This is a genomic window from Verrucomicrobiia bacterium (genome assembly GCA_036405135.1).
Taxonomy (GTDB): Bacteria; Verrucomicrobiota; Verrucomicrobiia; order Limisphaerales; family JAEYXS01; genus JAEYXS01.
This window is the reverse complement of sequence record DASWYF010000022.1, coordinates 303028-320345: the sequence shown is the minus strand read 5'-3', so window position 1 is coordinate 320345 and position 17318 is coordinate 303028. Positions and strand designations below refer to the sequence as shown.

Annotated in this window: 14 protein-coding genes and 1 tRNA gene; 11 read left to right on the top strand and 4 right to left on the bottom strand. The window is 56.0% G+C overall.

The features are described from left to right. Nucleotides 1-69 precede the first annotated feature (69 nt). The 3 genes from VGH19_11820 to VGH19_11810 all read left to right on the top strand — a co-directional run bounded on the left by VGH19_11820 (nt 70) and on the right by VGH19_11810 (nt 4368). Nucleotides 70-831 carry a YdjY domain-containing protein gene (locus tag VGH19_11820; protein HEY1172050.1) on the top strand — a complete coding sequence of 254 codons (762 nt, stop codon included), beginning with the start codon at nt 70-72 and terminating at the stop codon, nt 829-831. Then, on the top strand, nt 815-1984 hold the full coding sequence (locus tag VGH19_11815) for a prenyltransferase/squalene oxidase repeat-containing protein (protein ID HEY1172049.1): 1170 nt from the start codon (nt 815-817) through the stop codon (nt 1982-1984). The genes VGH19_11820 and VGH19_11815 overlap by 17 nt, the downstream gene beginning before the upstream one ends. Nucleotides 1985-2115: 131 nt before the next feature. Continuing rightward, nucleotides 2116-4368, top strand: coding sequence for a protein kinase (locus VGH19_11810; GenBank protein ID HEY1172048.1), 2253 nt, complete (start codon nt 2116-2118; stop codon nt 4366-4368). Between the two features lie 2 nt (nt 4369-4370). On the opposite strand, the gene VGH19_11805 is transcribed toward VGH19_11810, so the two are convergent. The 3 genes from VGH19_11805 to VGH19_11795 are packed head-to-tail and all read right to left on the bottom strand — an operon-like array spanning nt 4371 to nt 6075. Further along, nucleotides 4371-4913: a cob(I)yrinic acid a,c-diamide adenosyltransferase gene (locus VGH19_11805; protein ID HEY1172047.1), complete on the bottom strand. Its 543-nt coding sequence runs from the start codon at nt 4911-4913 to the stop codon at nt 4371-4373. Between the two features lie 31 nt (nt 4914-4944). Further along, nucleotides 4945-5457, bottom strand: a complete 513-nt coding sequence (locus VGH19_11800) for an N-acetyltransferase (protein ID HEY1172046.1) — start codon at nt 5455-5457, stop codon at nt 4945-4947. 3 nt (nt 5458-5460) lie between these two features. After that, nucleotides 5461-6075, bottom strand: a complete 615-nt coding sequence (locus VGH19_11795; protein HEY1172045.1) for a hypothetical protein — start codon at nt 6073-6075, stop codon at nt 5461-5463. Nucleotides 6076-6178: 103 nt separating this feature from the next. On the opposite strand from VGH19_11795, the gene VGH19_11790 reads away from it, so the two are divergent. The 6 genes from VGH19_11790 (at nt 6179) to VGH19_11765 (ending at nt 13972) form a co-directional block, all read left to right on the top strand. Further along, the gene (locus tag VGH19_11790; protein HEY1172044.1) at nt 6179-6880 is read left to right on the top strand and encodes a hypothetical protein; all 702 of its coding nucleotides are present in this window, start codon (nt 6179-6181) and stop codon (nt 6878-6880) included. A 148-nt stretch (nt 6881-7028) separates the two neighbouring features. After that, on the top strand, nt 7029-7496 hold the full coding sequence (locus tag VGH19_11785; GenBank protein ID HEY1172043.1) for a response regulator: 468 nt from the start codon (nt 7029-7031) through the stop codon (nt 7494-7496). 10 nt (nt 7497-7506) lie between these two features. Then, nucleotides 7507-10629 carry a response regulator gene (locus tag VGH19_11780; GenBank protein ID HEY1172042.1) on the top strand — a complete coding sequence of 1041 codons (3123 nt, stop codon included), beginning with the start codon at nt 7507-7509 and terminating at the stop codon, nt 10627-10629. Further along, nucleotides 10626-11456 (top strand): CheR family methyltransferase, encoded by an 831-nt coding sequence (locus tag VGH19_11775; GenBank protein HEY1172041.1) that lies wholly within the window; start codon nt 10626-10628, stop codon nt 11454-11456. Before VGH19_11780 ends, VGH19_11775 begins: the two co-directional genes overlap by 4 nt. 13 nt (nt 11457-11469) lie before the next feature. Next, nucleotides 11470-12069, top strand: a complete 600-nt coding sequence (locus VGH19_11770; GenBank protein ID HEY1172040.1) for a chemotaxis protein CheB — start codon at nt 11470-11472, stop codon at nt 12067-12069. After that, complete coding sequence (locus VGH19_11765) at nt 12059-13972, top strand: PAS domain S-box protein (protein HEY1172039.1); 1914 nt, start codon at nt 12059-12061, stop codon at nt 13970-13972. Before VGH19_11770 ends, VGH19_11765 begins: the two co-directional genes overlap by 11 nt. 94 nt (nt 13973-14066) lie before the next feature. Here VGH19_11765 and VGH19_11760 read toward each other — a convergent pair. Further along, nucleotides 14067-14141: transfer RNA gene (locus VGH19_11760), tRNA-Val, on the bottom strand. 227 nt (nt 14142-14368) lie between these two features. Here VGH19_11760 and VGH19_11755 point away from each other — a divergent pair. Together VGH19_11755 and VGH19_11750 are read left to right on the top strand one after the other, a co-directional pair. Beyond that, complete coding sequence (locus VGH19_11755) at nt 14369-15634, top strand: PQQ-binding-like beta-propeller repeat protein (GenBank protein HEY1172038.1); 1266 nt, start codon at nt 14369-14371, stop codon at nt 15632-15634. Nucleotides 15635-15951: 317 nt separating this feature from the next. Further along, nucleotides 15952-17286: a DUF1501 domain-containing protein gene (locus VGH19_11750; protein ID HEY1172037.1), complete on the top strand. Its 1335-nt coding sequence runs from the start codon at nt 15952-15954 to the stop codon at nt 17284-17286. The last annotated feature ends 32 nt before the right edge of the window (nt 17287-17318 follow it).

Genomic DNA, 17318 nt, shown 5'->3' with positions numbered 1-17318 from the left:
TTTCTAGTTTGTCAGCCGTCGCAGAAAGGGATAACCTCTCCCCTGCCTTGCCTTTAGTGACCCGTTGTTGTGCGTACTATACTTTCCATCATCGCCCTGTGCTTGCTTGGCATTTCTGCTTCAGCGCAAACCGGCAGCCGCCCTTTGTCACTGGACCTTTCCAAGACTAACTCCGTTGCCCCGACCAATACTCCGGCAAAGCCCACCTTGAAGGAGATCTCGGACGGAGTTTTCGAGCTGGGTATCGTGCGCCTGAACAAGCAGGCCAAGACCGTTTCTTTCCCGGCGGTGGTGAACATGCGAGGTGAGGACATCGTGGAATACTGGCTCGTGAACACTGGTGGCAAGATCCATGAGAGCGTTCTAAAGACTGATGCGGAGCCTTACCACATCCATCTCGCCATGCTGCTCATCGGAGCCAAAGGCCGCCCAAATCTCACACCCGTCCAACGCGTTGAAGACAAGACCACGGCAGGCGATACCATCGCCTTGTGGTTCGAGTATAAGGATGAAAAAGGCGAGAAGGTGAAAAAGCGCGCTGAAGAAACCGTTCACGATAAATCCACAAAAGCCACCATGACGAAAGGTGATTGGACCTACAACGGTTCATGGATCTTCAATGGTGCCTTCGTCGCCCAGCGTGAACTCTCCATCGTCTCTAACATCCACGACCACGATGCCCTCATCAACAATCCTCGCCCCAAGCGTGAGGACGATGACAACTGGCTCGCAGAGACCAAAAATCTTCCCACGAACGGAACTCCCGTCACCGTCACCATTGAATTGATCAAGCCGTATGCTAAACCTGATAAATATGAAACCAAGCCGTAAGCCTTTGCTCATCCTCACAGCAGCGATGTCATTGCTGCTGCCCGCATTCGCGTTCAGCCAGCAAATCCCAGACAAGACCAAGGACGTCTCGCTCGCGCAAGAAGTCCAGCGCGCCATTGATCGCGGTCTGGAATACCTCGCCAAACAGCAAACGCCTGAAGGTCATTGGGCACCCGCTGAACATCCGGCCATTACCGCCCTCGCCGTCACCGCCATTCAAGGCGATCCCTCCGGCGCTCGCACCAAGGCCGATGCCGCCAAGCTCAAACTCGCCTACGATTTCATTCTCAAGAACGCCAAGGAAGACGGCAGCATTCATGCGAACAAGCTCATCACTTACAACACCTCCCTCTCCTTGATGGCCTTGGTGCTCGCCAAAGACCCGGAGTATCGCCCCGCCATCGAGAAGGCGCGCAATTACCTCATCGCCGCGCAATTCGACCTGAATGAAAAGGGCAAGATCGATTCTCCGCATGACGGCGGTTACAGCTACGGCCATGTGTTTGAAAAGGCGGACATGAGCCAGACCCTTGTGGCCTTGCAAGCCATCTACTACTCCAAGGCCATCGTCAAAGACGGTGAAAAAAATAATGTGAAAGACCTGAACTGGGAAGCCGCACTGAGCTTCATCCAGAACTGCCAGGACTTGCCGAAGAAAGGCGAAACGGCTGCTCCCGAGAACAATGGAGCCGGTGGATTCGTCTACAGCCCCGGCGAATCCAAGGCCCCGGGCATCACCAATGCCGTGACCGGCAAGGTGACCCTCCGCACCTATGGCAGCATGACCTACGCGGGCGTGCTCAGCTACATCTACGCCGATCTGAAAAAGAACGACCCGCGTGTGACGAGCGCTGTGGACTGGCTGGAGAACAACTACACGCTGAAAGAAAATCCGGGCATGGGCGCACAAGGGCTCTACTACTACTACCACCTCATGGCCAAGGCGCTGAACACCTATGGCATCGATGAACTCAAGACGAAGGACGGCCAGACTGTCAACTGGCGCAAAGATCTCGCCCTGCATTTAATGAACATGCAGCAATCAGATGGCTCCTGGGTGAACAAGGAAAATGCCCGTTGGTGGGAAAAAGAACCGACGCTGGTCACGGCTTATACCGTGATCGCGCTGGAGTTCGTCCAACGCGGACTGTAAGCCTCGGCCAACGCCGTTCAGATTTTCACCAGACGGATGAGGCCCAACACCGGCTTCATCCGTTTTTTTCATCACCTTTCGCTAAAAAAAATTTCTCGCAATCCGAAAGGCGGGACGACAGTTTTGTCCCCATGCAGCCCACTGAAGGAGGAGACACCTCGGCACCACTTGCCCCCGGCCAGCTTGTAGGGCATGGCCGTTATGAATTGCTCCGCATGCTGGACAAGGGCGGCATGAGCAGTGTCTGGCTGGCAGCAGATTCCCGTCTCCATGAAAAAGTGGCCCTGAAGTTCCTCCCCTACGAGATTGTGAAGGACATGGCCGCCTTCCGGGAGATGCAGAAGGAAACGACCAAGAGCCGCAAACTTTCCCATCCGAACATCGTCCGCATCTACGACCTGCATGAATCGCCTGATGAAACTCCCTTCATCTCCATGGAGTATATCGAAGGCGAAAACCTTCACAACCTGCGTCACCAGCAGCCACACGGAATCTTCACTTGGGAACAGATCAAACCTTTGGTGAAGCAACTATGCGATGCGCTCACCTACGCCCATAACGAAGGCCTCATTCATCGTGACTTGAAGCCTGCCAACCTCATGGTGGATGCGAAAGGCCGTTTGAAATTGGCGGATTTCGGCATTTCCATGACGGCTGATGAATCCCGCACAGGCAGCAAAGTGAAAACCATCACCGGCACCCCCGGCTACATGAGCCCGCAGCAACTGAGCGGACAGCCTGCGCACATCACGGATGACATCCATGCCCTGGGAGCGACGCTTTATGAATTGCTCAGCGGACGTCTGCCTTTCTCCACCGGCGATATCAATGCACGGGTAATCAACGCCACGGCCAAGCCGCTCAATGAAACCCTCTGGCAACAAGGCCTCACGAATGAGGTACCGCCCGAAGCCAGCACGCTCATCATGGCCTGTCTGGCCAATGACGCTGCCCAGCGTCCCGCCAGCGCCAAAGAAATAGTGGAACGGCTGGACCTGAAAAACATCGATGAAGCAGACGCGTCCTTCACCCCATCTGAAAACACCTCAGAAGAATCTGACGGTATTGTAACTGTAAAAAAGAATCGGTTGATTCCTGCGATCGCCGTCATCCTCGTGCTCGTCATCGCGGGTGTCGCGGCCTTTGCCCTTCGCCCGAAACCGGCTCCTGTCGCGGAAAACCAACGAACCGTTGAGGAACCGATCGCTCCACCCCCTGCTCCACCAACTACCAACAGTGTCTCCACGAATCCAGCCACCGCCCGCATGGTCAAAGACATGCCCGGCAGCCTGGATGAATCTTTCAATCCAAAGGCGGCCCTCAATGCCATCGTTTACACTTCCGCCCGTCAGCCGGATGGAAAGTATCTCGTGGCCGGTCGTTTCACCAAATTAGGCGAGGCAAATCATAATCGCATCGCCCGCTTCAATGCCGACGGCTCAGTGGATGAAACGTTCCAACCCGGACTGGGCAAGACCGATGACGAGATCCATATCATCACCTTGCAACCGGATGGAAAGATTTTGGTCGGTGGAGCTTTCGAAGTGTTCAATGGGCAAACACACACTCATATCGTCCGGTTGAATGCCGATGGCAGCATCGATAAAAGTTTTGTCACTCAGATCCCGTCCTTTCACGTCAGCGCCATCCATGTTTTGCCGGACGGGAAGCTATTCATTGCCGGACGTTTTACCAAAGTGCGTCCCGGAGAACACATCCGCAACCGTCTCGCACGCCTCAATCCGAATGGCACTGTGGACGAAAGTTTCAATCCCCTGCCCGGCTCCAATGATGACATCGACCGGATCGTGATACAAAAGGACGGGCGCATCCTCATCGCCGGAACGTTCACCAAGATCCATGGCGTCAGTCGCAATCGCATCGCCCGCCTCATGCCCAATGGCAGCCTGGATACTTCCTTCAATGTGGGCACGGGATTGAATTCCAATGTGCTGGCTCTGGAACTGCAACCGGATGGCAAGGTGTTGGTAGGCGGCCGCTTCACCAGCTTTAACGACGCTCCGGCAAACTACATCGTCCGGCTGAACCCCAATGGCAGCCGGGATAACAGCTTCAATGTCGGCACAGGGGCCAATGCGTTCATTCCGGTCATCAAGATGGAAGGAGCCAGCCGGATCTGGGTGGGTGGAAACTTCACTGTTTTCAATGGTCAAGCTTGGGGACGGCTGATCCGGTTAAAGCTCGATGGCAGTATCGACTCCGATTTCGCCAATGGAGGCGGCGCCAATGGTCAAGTCCGCACCCTGACATATACCGCCAGTGAAGGCATGTTCGCAGCCGGAAGCTTCACCACCTTTGATGGCATGCCGCGTCCATATCTCATGCGGCTGCACACCGGCGTCCTGACCACCAGCAAAGACTGATTTTATTGGGGCTTCTCTTCCTTCGTCTCCACCCAGCGGGCGAATAGCCAGAGCAGATCGGCCAGACGGTTCAGGTAGATGATGATCTCATCATTCTGCAAAGCCCCCAGTTCATGCAAGGCACACACACGACGCTCCGCCCGGCGACAAGTCGTCCGTGCGACATCCAATGCTGCTGAATGAACCGTAGCGCCCGGCGTTGCCCAGCCTTTGAAAGAAACTTTCTGCGCTTCGATTTCTTTCACCAGAGCATCCAGCTTCGCCGTCATCGCCGGTGTCACCAGAAGAAAACCGTCTTTCACATAACGCGGCAGGTCGTCCACTCCCGTGGCCAGTTCGCCCATCAACGTCACGAGGTCTTTCTGGATCGCGAGCAAGTTCTCCTTCACGAAATCGTGTGAGGCCGTCGCCCGTGCCATGCCAAGAGCGGTGTTCAGCTCATCCACGCAACCGTAAGCCTCCACACGCGGATGGCTCTTGGGCACACGGCGATTGTACATCAAACCCGTCGTGCCCTTGTCCCCAGTCTTCGTTGCGATGCTCATCGGAACGGAATCAACACGATGTCACGGGATTCTACAATGCCGAAAAAGCCGCGTGATACTTCACCATGCCGTGATGCCTAGCCATCGAACCACTTTGCAACTCCAACACCATGAACGCCTCATCAGGAACTTCGAACGGGCAAAGGATTCCGTGCGGCTTGGCGGTGACGAAACCGAAGCGCGGGTAGTAATCATGATGGCCCAAGACGATAACTATCTCCCAACCAAGCCGACGCGCTTCATCCAAACCAGCCTTGATCAGGCGTGAGCCGATGCCACGTCTTTGATGCGCAGGCAATATACCAACCGGTGCCAGCGCCAATCCGCGCGTCGTGCCGTCCTCGACGATGATCTCCAACGGACTGAAAGCGATGTGACCGATGACAGCCCCGCCCTCCTCTGCCACCAAGGAAACGGTTAGCGCATCCGCAGCACGTAAAGCATCCACCAATCGCGCTTCACCCGGGCCACCGAAGGCAGCGACGTGCAAGCGATGGATTTCCGGGATGTCCTGCGGTTTCTCTGGCCGGATGTGCAGTGACATGATTCAGGGCTTGGTAGGCGTTTTCACCCCGCTGATCTTAAGATTGCGCACCTTCACGGACTTGCCTGCGGCCAGCCAGCTTTGCGCTTTCGCCCCGGCCAGAAATTCGTGCTCGGCCTTCAATTCATTGCCATCGAGATTCGCGGCCATCTTGTTCTCCTTCCATTCCACCCGCAGCTTGTGCCATTCATTCGGCTTCACGGTCAGCGGCAGTTTCGCGATGGTATGAGATGGTGCCACGGAATCTTCCGCGATGCTCAATCCCCCGGCATTCACCACCACACGACCGATATGTTTGGAACCATCGCAGCCCACCAGAAAATTGCCGGGACCATCCAGGAAGAACTCCACCTCAATCACTGCCTCTTGCAACCCCACCTTGTGATGCAACACCGGGATGTGCTTTTCCTCCGGCAGATCGAGCACCGTCATCACGCCATCGCTCACCGTCCACTTCCCTTTCGCCACGCTGAAAGGTTTCTCCAGATCTTCCTTGAAAGTCGGGGCCGCGATTACTGCTACCTTCTCCGTGACCAGCAACGGCTTGGCATCTTGAGCGAAAGCAGAAACAGACAGCACGAAGCCGAAGAACGCAGCAATGGTCTGGGTAGATTTCATGATGCGATGAGCATATTGGCATTGCCGTTCCATGCAATCCATGAAGTGCAGCGAGCCATTTTCCCCTGTTGAAATTCTCCCTGTGAGGCCTACAGTCGCATCCATGAAATCACTCGTCGCCCTTGCTCTCGCCACTGTTGCTGCTTCCTCTGCATTCGCCGCTGAACCGTCCGGTTATTACAGCAAGGCGATCTTCTCCGATGATTTCTCGGCGAATGCGTTCGGCAAACAATGGGGCCATTACAAGAGCGGCAGCGTGGTGAAAGATGGCGTGTTGATGGGCATCACCCCGGAAAACTCCGACCACTCCGCCGTGGACAGCATCAAATTCCCCGGCGAGCGCGATCTCGAAGTGTCCGTGAAGTTCCGCTTCGTGAGCGAGAAGGCGAAGAGCTTTAACGTCTGGTTCGATGACAAGGATTACAAAGGCTCTCATGCTGGCCACATCTGCAGCGTCACGGTGAATCCCAAGGCCGTGACCATCGCTGATGCCAAGACCGGCAATTTCAAGAACGAGATCTACACCAAGCGCAAAGCCGATCCGAAATCCCTCTCTGACGGCGAGAAGAAGATGCTTGCGACCAAGACAAAGAACATCCCCACCGCAACCAGCCTGAAAGAATGGCACACCCTCGTCATCCAGACCAAGGGTGATGAAGTCTCCGTAAGTATCGATGGCAAGGCCGTAGGCACCTTCAAATCCGAAGGCGTCACCCACGAGACCAAGTCCCTCGTCAGCCTGACCACAAATCCAGTGGATGTTCACTATGATGATTTCAGCATCAAGGCTTCAGCCAAAAAGTGAACGGTCTACTTGACAGTTCTTCATAGCCAGGCGGCAGGGTATCCCCCTGTCGCCTTGGCCCTATCCAAAAAGCGGACAAAAAATGCCTTCTGCGATTTGCTCATGAGTTATTTCGGGTCTATCCCTTCCCGATTGGATAGGATAGATTATGGGACACCCGTTGAATATACTCCTGGCTGAGGACAATGCAGATGACATTTTCTTCATGCGTCAGGCTTTTAAGCAAACTGGCGTTTCCAGCCGTCTGCACAGTGTTTGTGACGGCCTGGAGGCCAAGGCGTATCTGCTGGGCGAATCGGCCTTTGCCGACCGTGACGCCTACCCTTTTCCAGACATCCTCCTGCTCGACCTGAACATGCCTCGCATGAATGGCTTCGAGGTCTTGGAATGGCTCCGGGACGAACCCAGTTGTGAAGGACTTTTTGTTTATGTCCTCACCGCTTCCTGCCGGGAAGAGGATATCCGGCGCGTTTACAGTCTTCACGCCAACTGTTACGTGATGAAACCGAACCGTTTGGAGGAATTGGTGGACTTCGTAAGAGTCATGCATGAATGGCATCGTTTCGCGTGCCTCGCCCGTCCTCGCTTCCAAGCCAAAGCAGTATTTTACAGATAAGATTTGAGATATGAGGGCCATCCGGCAGACACAATCCAAGGGACTTTACATCGCCATCGCCCTCTCATTGGGCACGGTTGCGGTGGCGGATTACTTCACCGCTTTGGGCATCGCAGTATGGATTTTTTACCTGCTGCCGCTGGTCCTTACACTTTTCCTGTGGCGGCCCCAGGTGCCTTATATGGTTGCCGCCATCGCCACCACCCTGTTGGGCCTCAGCCTCCTGACGGATGAACCCGGCATTTCCAAGAACGTGGCCATGCTGAACCGCGCCTTTGGTCTGCTCACCATCTGGGTCACCGCCATCATCGGCAACCAGTTCATCCGCATCCGCCTGACCGTCCGCAAAGATCAATGGCTCCAGACGGCACAGAACGAATTGAGTGTATGCATGAGCGGCGATCAAAATCTTCAGCAACTGGGTGATAGCATCCTCAAATTCCTCGCTGAATATACCGAGGCCAAGGCGGGAGCCATCTTCATCCAGGATGATAGCGCATTCAAACGCTTTGGTTCCTACGCACTTCCTGCCGACGCCAAACTTCCGGACAAGTTTGCGTTCGGCGAAGGTCTTTTGGGGCAGGCCGCGAAAGACGCCAAAACATTCATCGTCCATGATGTGCCGACCGGCTACCTGGCCGTCGGTTCAGGCTTGGGCCAGACACCGCCCCGCCATCTGCTCATCGCAGCCGCATCTATCGACCACAATGTAAACACCGTGATCGAACTGGGCTATTTCGAATGGCCGGATGATGCCAATGTGGAATTGCTGACCCGCCTCAGCGAATCCATCGCGGTCGCCGTGCGTTCGGCAAAGTTTCGCACCCGCTTGCAGGAACTTCTGGAGGAAACGCAACGTCAGGCCGAAGAGCTGCAAGCTCAGAGCGAAGAACTCCGGGTCTCCAACGAAGAACTCGAAGAACAAGGCCGCGCGCTCAAGGAATCACAAGCCCGGCTGGAACAGCAACAGGCCGAGTTGGAACAGACCAACGCACATCTGGAGGAACAGACGCAACTGCTGGAGAAGCAGAAAGACGATCTCGGAGTGGCAAAGGATGAACTGGAGAAACGTTCCCACGAGGTGGAGCAGGCCAGCCGTTACAAGTCCGAGTTCCTCGCGAACATGTCCCATGAATTGCGCACGCCGCTCAATTCCTCGCTGATCCTCGCCAAGCTGCTGGCGGACAACAAATCTGCCAACCTTACGGCGGAACAGGTGAAGTTCGCGCAAACGATCCACTCCGCTGGCAACGACTTGCTCGCCCTCATCAACGATGTGCTGGACCTCTCGAAGATCGAGTCCGGCAAAATGGAGATCAATCTGGAGCAAGTCTCCATCTCCCGCATGTTGGAGAATCTGCGCAACACCTTCCAGCCTCTCGCCGGTCAGAAAGGCCTGACCTTCCGCGTGAATGCCTCAGCCGATGTGCCGGAAGAGGTCGAGACGGATTCACAACGTTTCGAACAGGTGCTGAAAAACTTGCTCGCCAATGCCATCAAATTCACCGAGCGCGGTGAAGTCACACTGGAACTCACTCGCGAAGGCGGCAACCAGATCAGCTTTGCCGTTCGCGATACCGGCATCGGCATCCCCAAGCACCAGCAGCAGATCATCTTTGAACCGTTCTGCCAGGCGGATGGCACCACGAATCGCAAATATGGTGGAACCGGCCTGGGCCTTTCTATCTCACGTGAGATCGTTTCATTGCTGGGTGGTCGCATCACCGTGAAGAGCGAGCCCGGCAGCGGCAGCACCTTCACCGTTCAGCTGCCGGTGAAGTTCTCCAGCGAGCCGCTGAAGCTGGCGGAAGAATCCCCTACTCCAGCTTCCAAACCAAAAGCTTCTACAGAAAGCACGGCTCCTGCTTATCATCCGCCTCATCACGCTCCAGCAGCCATTCCTCGTCGCGCCCGGACTTTTGAGGATGACCGCGAAAAACTCAGCGGTGATCGCCGCATCATCCTGGTGGTGGAAGATGACGAATCCTTTGCCCGCATCGTTTACGATCTCGCCCGGGAACTTGGCTTCCACTGCCTCGTTGCCGTGGCCGCCGAAGAAGCCGTGGCCTTGGCCCTGCAATACAATCCCAGCGCCGTGGTGCTGGATGTGGGCCTGCCGGATCATTCAGGACTGTCCGTCTTGGACCGCTTGAAGAACGATAACCGCACGCGTCACATCCCGGTCCATGTCGTCTCTGCAGCCGATTATGTGCAGACCGCCTTCTCACTGGGCGCCGTAGGTTATCTGCTCAAGCCCGTCAAACGCGAACAGCTCGTCGAAGCTTTCGACAAGCTGGAGATCAAACTCTCGCAGAAATTGCGGCGCGTTCTTGTGGTGGAAGACGATGCGGTGCAACTCGACAGTGTCAGGAAACTGCTCGCCTCTGCTGACGTGGAAACCGTTGGCGCTCAGACCGCCTCGGATTGCCTTGAGCGCCTGAAGAGCGAGACATTCGATTGCATGGTGCTCGACCTGAGCCTGCCCGATCAATCCGGCCTGGCACTGCTAGAAACTCTGAGCAAAGAGGACTCCTATTCGTTCCCGCCGGTCATCGTTTATACCGGACGCGAACTGTCTTCTGAAGAAGAACAGAAACTCCGCCGCTACTCGAAATCCATCATCATCAAGGGTGCGAAATCGCCTGAACGCCTGCTGGATGAAGTCACCCTCTTCCTGCATCAGGTCGTGGAAGAGTTGCCGCCGGAGAAGCAGAAGATGCTCCAACAGGCCCGCAGCCGTGATGCCGCGCTGGAAGGCAAACGCATCATGATCGTGGAAGATGACGTACGAAATATTTTCGCCCTGACAAGTCTCCTGGAACCGCATGGCGTGAAACTGCTCATCGCCCGGAATGGACGCGAGGCCATCGAGACCTTGGAGAAAGTGATGCCCGAGAAGGGAGTGGATCTCGTATTGATGGATGTGATGATGCCGGAGATGGATGGCCTGACCGCGATGCGGGAGATCCGCAAGCGCCCGGAATGGAAGAAGCTCCCGATCATCTCGCTCACCGCCAAGGCCATGAAAAACGACCAGGAGCAATGCCTTGAGGCTGGTGCGAACGATTACATGGCCAAGCCGCTGGATGTGGATAAACTGCTCTCACTCGTGCGTGTGTGGATGCCGCGATGAAACCGACGAAGTCTCCATCCACAGAAGATATCGAGCTGCACCTGCTTCTCGAAGCGATCTTCCACAAGTACCATTACGACTTTCGCGGATATGCTCACGCTTCGTTGAAACGCCGGCTGGTGCAGGCGCTTGACCGCTTTGGCTACGCCTCTTTCTCCGCGATGCAGGAGAAGGTGCTTCATGACCCTGCCCTCTTCCCGCAACTGCTGCCGTTCCTGACCGTGCAGGTCAGCGAGATGTTCCGTGACCCCACTTATTTCAAGGCACTGCGCGAGACTGTGGTGCCGCTCCTGGCCACTTATCCTTCGCTAAAAGTTTGGGTGGCCGGTTGCAGCAGTGGCGAGGAATTGCTCTCTCTGGCGATCCTCTTCCGCGAGGAAGGGCTGGAGAACAGGACAATGTTCTACGCCACAGACATCAACAATGACGCGCTGAAAAAAGCGGACAGCGGCGTGTATGAACTGGACCGCATCCCAGCTTTCACACTGAATCACCGCCGCTCCGGCGGCCGCGGTTCGCTCTCTCAATATTACACAGCGGCCTACGGTGCGGCCGTGTTCGACAAAAGCCTCCGCGTGCGCACCGTCTACTCTGATCACAGCCTGGTGACCGATGCCGTTTTCGCCGAGGTACACCTTGTCTCCTGTCGCAACGTGTTGATTTATTTTGACCGCAACTTGCAGGATCGCGCCATCGGCCTGTTCAAGGATGCCTTGATCCGAAAAGGTTTTCTCGGTCTGGGCGCGCGGGAGAACTTGCGTTTCTCTTCACATCATGAAGCTTTTTCTGAACTGAACCGTGATGAGCGAATCTATCAAAAAAAGTGAGCCGACCGAAGTGATGCCAGACGATGACGCATCCTTGGAAGCCGTCGTCATCGGTGCTTCAGCGGGAGCAGTGGACGCGCTTTCCAAGTTGCTGCCTTTATTTCCTGCGGATTTCCCAGCGCCCATCATCATCGTCATACATCTTCCGCCCGATCAGAAAAGCGCGATGCCTGCGCTGTTCGCCGCGAAATGCCAGTTGACCGTGAAGGAGGCGGAGGACAAAGAACCAACGATGCCCGGCACGGTTTACTTCGCACCGCCGAATTATCATGTCCTCCTCGAACAAGATGGCTCTCTTTCTCTCTCCAGTGATGAACCGCTGAATTTTTCGCGCCCTTCCATCGATGTGCTGTTTGAATCCGCAGCCGATGCCCATGGGGCACGATTGGCGGGCATCATCCTGAGCGGAGCCAATAGCGATGGTGCCAAAGGCTTGCGGGCCATCGTTGATGCGGGTGGATCGGCACTCGTGCAATCGCCTCAACTGGCTGAGGCGTTTGTCATGCCTACATCTGCCTTGGAAGCGTGTCCGGAAGCTCAAAGTTTGAGTCTGCCGGAGATCTTCGAAACTCTCCAAAACTTGTGCCACGTAAAAAATAGCGATGCCCGTTAAGAACGTAAAATTTCTATTGGTTGATGACCTGGAGGGAAACCTCCTCGCTCTCGCAGCCCTGCTGGAGCAGGACGGCTTGGAGCTTCTCTCCGCCAAATCCGGCCCGGAAGCCTTGGAACTGTTGCTCGTGCATGAAGTCGCCCTGGTATTTCTGGATGTGCAAATGCCGGGTATGAGCGGTTTTGAACTCGCTGAACTGATGCGCGGAACGGCGCGGACACGCCATATTCCCATCATCTTCGTAACCGCTGGCGCCACGGACCATCAACGCCGTTTCCGGGGCTATGAACTTGGGGCTGTGGATTTTCTCTTCAAGCCGATCGACCCCCAGATCCTTCAAGCCAAGGCGGATGTTTTCTTTGAACTCGCCCGGCAAAGAAATGAATTGCAGCTAGCCGCTGAAAAACACGCCCGTCTCGCACGGGAAATCAAAGTTAGCGAGGAGAGATACCGCGCCGTGGTCGAGACGCAATCGGAGATGATCTGCCGGTTCAATGCCGAGGGCATCATCCGATTTGTAAATCCCGCTTTCACCAAATGGTGCAGTAAAGACCAAGGCCCGGCGATCGGCCAGCGCCTGTGGGATTTCTTTCCGGAAACGGATATCCAGACTGCCGAGGAAGCCTTGCAAAGCCTGATCGCCGAATTGCCCGAGACGCGCTTTGAGGCCCGCTTCAAATCCGGTGTGGGCATGCGCTGGATTCTCTGGACCGTTCGCGCCATTGAGTTTGATGCGTCAGGCCGATGGACGGACGCGCAAGCCACCGGCGTGGACATCTCTGAGCGCAAAGCGGCGGAGAATGCGTTGCGCGAAAGCGAGGAGCGGTTTCGCCTGATGGCGAATGCCGCGCCCGTGCTGATCTGGCTCAGCGGACCGGATAAATCATGGAGCTGGTTCAATCAGGCGTGGCTCACTTTTGCCGGACGCACATTGCCCCAGGACATCGGCACCGGCTGGTGCGAGAACGTCCACCCCGAGGACCGGGAACATTGCCTCAAGTCACATCTTGCAGCCTTGGAGGGCCGTCAACCCTTCACCGCGGAATATCGTTTGAAACGCCATGATGGTGAATACCGCTGGTTGCTGGTCACGGCAGTTCCCCGCCAAGATTCAGATGGGCAGTTCAACGGTTTCATCGGTTCCTGCATCGATGTCACGGACCGCAAGAACAATGCAGCGAAGCTGGAACAGGCGGTCACCGAACGCACCCATGAATTGCGCCAGGCCAATGAACAACTGGAAGCATTCGCCTATTCCATCGCGCATGACCTGCGCGCACCCTTGCGCGCCATCTACGGCTATTCCCAGTTGCTCAACAAAGAACACTCCGCTGCGCTGAACAATGAGGCGCTGTATCTGCTCAGCCGTATCCAGGGATCCTCGGAGTTCATGGACCGGCTGCTGCTGGACCTGCTCGCTTTCGGCCGCGTGTCCCAGACGGCGATGAGCCTGAAAAAAATCCCGATCGAAGCGGCGTGGGATAGCGCCCTGCTGCAATGCGCCAGCCAGATCGAGCAGACGAAAGCATGGATCGAAACCATTCGTCCCCTGCCCTCCGTGCTGGCCCACGAAGCGACCTTGTCACAATGCTTCGCCAACCTGCTGGGCAATGCCCTCAAATTCATGACCCCGGGAGTCACGCCTACTATCCGTTTTTGGACAACAGAACAGGGTGATACCGTGCGCATCTGGATCGCGGATAACGGCATCGGCATCCCGTCCGATCAGCAGGAACGGATCTTCCGCGTCTTTGAACGGATGAATGGAGAGCAATACCCGGGAACCGGCATCGGTCTGGCGATCGTGCGCAAAGGCGTCGAGCGAATGGGGGGACAAATGGGTTTGGAATCTCAACCCAACCAAGGCAGCCGCTTCTGGATCGAGCTCGCGAAGGGTGTGTGAAAAGACAACGAATCGATCGGATGCGTTGTTAGTTTTGTTGTCAGCAGGCGCAGAAACTTGTGCGATTTTTGCGGGAGTCTTTGATCCAGAAGGATGGTGCGCGCTGCAGGTTTCGAACCTGCGACCCCTACCGTGTGAAGGTAATGCTCTACCACTGAGCTAAGCACGCAACCATATACTCGCACCGGCGAACCAGCGTCGAGTGGCGAGAACAGTAGGTACCCGCCTCAGTCAAAGCAAGATACTTTTTAGGGGAAATTTCATCCTATGAAGCCGGCTATACGGACCTCGATATCATACAAGAACCAATGCAGGTATGACTTCAACTTTACAAGTCTTGACCTGAATGGCCCCCAACAGTATCCCGTCCAAGATTCGCCAAACAATCGACCCACCATGAAACCAATCCTCAAAAAAGCGCTTTGCCTGGCGTCTGTGCTGCCCTGTCTGATGGCTTCCGCCGACTGGCCGCAGTGGCGTGGACCGAACCGGGCGGGCATCGTGACCGAAACTTCGCGCACGTTGACCGCACTGCCACCCTCCACCACCCCCATCTGGCGGCTTGATGTGGGCAATGGCCAGGCCTCCCCGGTCATCGCCGGGAAAACGCTCGTGTATCTGGATGAGCAAAACAAACAGGAGGTGGCGAACGCCGTGGATATCACCACCGGCAAGAAACTCTGGTCGGTGCCTTTTGCCGAATCGGTCGATTTCCGCAACACCTATGGTCCCGGCCCGCGCTGCACACCGATGATCGATGGCGACAAGGCCTACGTGCAGTCCTGCAACGGCGAGTTCAGTTGTCTCTCGCTCAAGGATGGCAAGACGGTGTGGAAGATCAGTTTTGCCAAGGATTTCGGGGCAACTTTCTTCCTGAACCAGAACGATCCGGCCGCCAAGGAAACCGCCGCGCGCCGCCATGGAAACAATGGTTCCGGTGTCATCGATGGCAATCGCCTGTTCCTCCCGGTGGGCAGTCCGGAAGGCGGGGCGCTTGTTTGCTTCGACAAGAACACGGGCAAGGTGCTCTGGAAGGCCGGTCAGGATAACGCCGCTTATGCTTCGCTCGTAGTGGCGACACTGTCAGGCGTGAAACAGGTGATTTGGTTCAGTGCGGATGCCCTGCTCGGTGCCGATATCGCCACCGGCAAAGTCCTCTGGCGCACTCCCCTCAAGAGCGGTGCCAAGCGCCACATAGTTACTCCTATCATAGATGGGGATACGGTCACGGTTGCCTCTCACACCATCGGCCTCATCAAATTCCGCATCTCAAAGGGAGCCAACGGGTTGCAGGCAACTGAGGAGTGGAAAAATCCGACCCTGAAGATCAACATCGCCACTCCGGTATTGGTGAATGGCTATCTGTATGGGCTTGGGCCGGGCAGCAAGACTGAGTTTCTGTGCATTGATTTCAAGACCGGTGAAGTGAAATGGAATCAACCGGGCTTTGGCGATTACGCCTCCGTCATGGCTTTCCTAGATAAACTACTAGTGATGAGTGATACGGGCGAGTTACGCCTTTTAAAGGTCGATCCGACGAAGTACGACGAACTTGGGCGGCTACAAGCCTGCGGTAAAACTTGGAGTTACCCGGCTTACTCAGACGGCAAGCTATACGTGCGCGACGGCACAAAACTCTTTGCGGTAGAGCTAGTTAAGTAAAACGAGCGGAATTGCGGCACTTAAACAAGCGGGGCCAAAAAAAGTTTTTATATATTTTTGAAATAATTTTTACGACTGAATGAATAAGCGTCATTGAAGGGCGTCTGAATGTGTTGACACCGCCTGGTTTGAAACCGGGCAAACAATGGTCGTAACCTATTATGGTCATGGCCCGTCGAATCTAAGGAGCTAGTGTGCATATAGGGTTGGCAGCACACAGCGAAAAAATGAAAAACAGGCAGAGTTGCGAGTTGCAATAGGCCGAGAATAAAGTTTTATACTGTCCCAAGCCCTAATCAACACAACCATAGGTAAATATGAGCAACCAAAACCTAGGCGGCTGGTGCAACAGCCGTGACCATATCTGGCGTCCCAACCGTCGCGAATTCCTCTTCGTCGGCTTGCTGGGTACCTTTGGTCTGACTCTGCCGAACGCAGTGAAGGCAGCGGCCAAGCAAGGCCAAAAACTTGGCGGCAAAGCCGGCCAGGCCAAGTCCGTCATCCAGATTTACCTCCCCGGTGGCATGGCCCATCAGGAATCTTGGGACCCGAAGATCGGTTCGCCGATCGAATACCGCGGCCCCTTGGGCACGGTGAAGACGAAGATCGAGGGCGAATATTTCAGCGAACACCTGAAGAACACCGCGGCCATCGCGGACAAACTAACGGTCATCCGCTCGATGACCCATGGCGAAGCCGCCCACGAGCGTGGCACGCACAACATGTTCACGGGTTACCGCCCCAGTCCCGCCCTGCAATTCCCGAGCTTCGGCTCCGTGGTGTCGCATGAGTTGGGTTCCCGCGAGAACCTGCCGCCGTATGTGGCCGTGCCCAGCGTCTCGAATCCTTATGCAGGCACCGGTTACCTCGGTTCCGCTTACGGTCCGTTCAGCCTCGGCAGCGATCCGGCCAATGGCAATTTCGCCGTCCGTGATCTCACCTTGCCGAAGGGCGTCACGGATGAACGCTTCGCCCAACGCCGGACGATGCGTGAGGCGGTGGACGCGCACTTCAGTTCGCTTGAGAAGTCCGATGCCCTCTCCGGCATGGATTCCTTCTATCAACGCGCTTACGCGATGATCTCGTCCGACAAGGCACGCGACGCCTTCAACATCGATAAGGAAAATGCGAAACTGCGTGATGAATATGGCCGAAACACGGCTGGCCAGCGCATGCTACTCGCCCGCCGCCTGGTGGAATCGGGTGTCCGTTTCGTGTCCCTCACCTACGGTGGTTGGGATCACCATGACAACATCAAGAACGCGATGGACCGCACGATGCCGCAGTTCGACCAGGCATTCGCCCGCCTCATCCGTGATCTCGATGAACGCGGCATGCTGGACTCCACGCTGGTGATGGTCACCTCGGAATTTGGCCGTACGCCGATGATCAACAAAACCGCCGGTCGCGATCACTGGCCGAAAGTGTTCAGCATCGCGATGGCCGGTGGCGGCATCAAGCGCGGCATGGTTTACGGCTCCTCTGACCCGACGGGCGCTGAACCGGATGAGAATCCGGTGTCCGTCGAGAGCTACGCCAAGACGGTTTATCACCAGATCGGCATCGACGCCGAGAAGGAACTCATGGCCCCCGGCGCCCGTCCGATCGAGATCGTGGACGGCGGCGAGGTGCTGCACGACCTCATCGCGTGATGTTGACAGTTTTTTCCAGAGCTGGCTTGGTG